Raw genomic sequence first — 1,488 nt, 5'->3', positions numbered from 1 at the left:
GCCATCAGCAGGCGATCGTTCGGCTGTTCCACCAGGGTTTCGATAAGCACCGTCGCGACGCGAATCATGTGTTGCCGTAAATCAGCTGGCGAATGCTCCAGCAGATCCGCCACGGCACCAGCAGCCCGGCCCACCGGCACCCGCGCCAGCGCCCGGTTGAGCAATTGCCGCAACTCGTGCACTTCGGCCTCCGAAATCGGAGCTGCGAGCTCGACGTTGCGCTGATCGACGCGGCCGGTATCCGTGATCAGCACCAACAACAGGCGCAGCGGCGTCAGATCGACCACCTCGACGTGTTTGACGTGCGAAACATTCAGCGTCGGCAACTGCACCACTGCCGCTTGGCGGGTGAGCTGCGCGAGCAGACGCACGGACCGGCGCAGCACGTCTTCAAGGTCCACGCCGTCTTCCAGGAAGGTGCGGATCGCGCGTTTTTCCGCTTCCGACATTGGCTTAACCTCGCCCAAGCCGTCGACGAAGCGCCGGTACCCCTTTTCCGTCGGTACCCTTCCCGACGACGCATGCTGCTGTGCGATAAACCCCTCTGATTCCAGCACCGCCATGTCGTTGCGGATCGTCGCTGAGGAAACGCCCAGCTGGTGCCGCTCCACCAATGCCTTGGACCCCACCGGTTCTTGCGAGGCAATATAGTCTGTGACGATCGCGCGCAGGACTTCCACCCGCCGCGCTTCAGTTCCAGCAGCCATCACACCCTCGCTTTCACATCAGCTGTAATGTCATCTTCGGCCACCAAAATATCGGTGATGATCCCGCCGGCAAGCAGCCTTCCCGCGTCGGTGATCGCCAGACGCCCGGGGCGGGGGAAATGCAGCAACCCGCGGTCCACGAAATTCTTGACGACGCCTTCCGCGCCACGCCCGACCGCTGATTCGGCAATGCCTTCTCGCAAACGCAGCCCCAGCATCAGCAGTTCGGTGTGACGGTCAGCCGCATCCAATTCTTCGACGTGATTGATCGGCAGCTGGCCGTCGGCAAGCAACGCCGAGTAGCGATTCGGGTGCTTGACATTAGAAAACCGCTGCATGCCCAGGTGTGAATGCGCGCCCGGGCCAGCGCCCCACCAGTCGCCATCGCGCCAGTAGATCAAGTTGTGCTGGCATTCGCCACCTGGTCGCGCCCAGTTCGAGACCTCGTACCAGTCCATGCCCGCGGCGGCCAGGCGCTCGGCGATCATTTCGTAGCGGGTGGCCATGACTTCTTCTTGCGGTGCCGGGATTTCGCCGCGGCGAACCTTACGCGCCATGGCGGTCCCGTCTTCCACGATCAGCGAATAGGCCGAAACATGGTCGACGTCGGTTTCGATCACGCGGTCCAAGGTGTGGGCGACGTCGTCGTCAGTCTCGGTCGGGGTGGCATAGATCATGTCCAGGTTGACGTGGTCGAAACCAGCCGCGCGGGCTTCACGAGCTGCCGCGAAGGCGCGGCCGGGGGTGTGCGCACGCTCCAGCACTCGAAGCACATTCTGCG

At 63.2% G+C, this 1,488-nt stretch carries 2 protein-coding genes; both read right to left on the bottom strand.

Features of this window, described 5'->3' with window-relative positions:
• Nucleotides 1-707, bottom strand: a 707-nt coding sequence (gene hrcA / locus RCH87_RS02265) for a heat-inducible transcriptional repressor HrcA (protein ID WP_306515133.1), incomplete at its 3' end; no start/stop codon positions are given.
• Nucleotides 707-1,488: coproporphyrinogen-III oxidase family protein (locus RCH87_RS02260; RefSeq protein WP_306515132.1), on the bottom strand; the 782-nt coding region annotated here is incomplete at its 5' end. The genes RCH87_RS02260 and hrcA, both read right to left, overlap by 1 nt.

It is taken from the genome of Corynebacterium sp. (assembly GCF_030826625.1).
GTDB lineage: Bacteria > Actinomycetota > Actinomycetes > Mycobacteriales > Mycobacteriaceae > Corynebacterium.
This window is presented reverse-complemented; position numbering and strand designations above follow the sequence as displayed.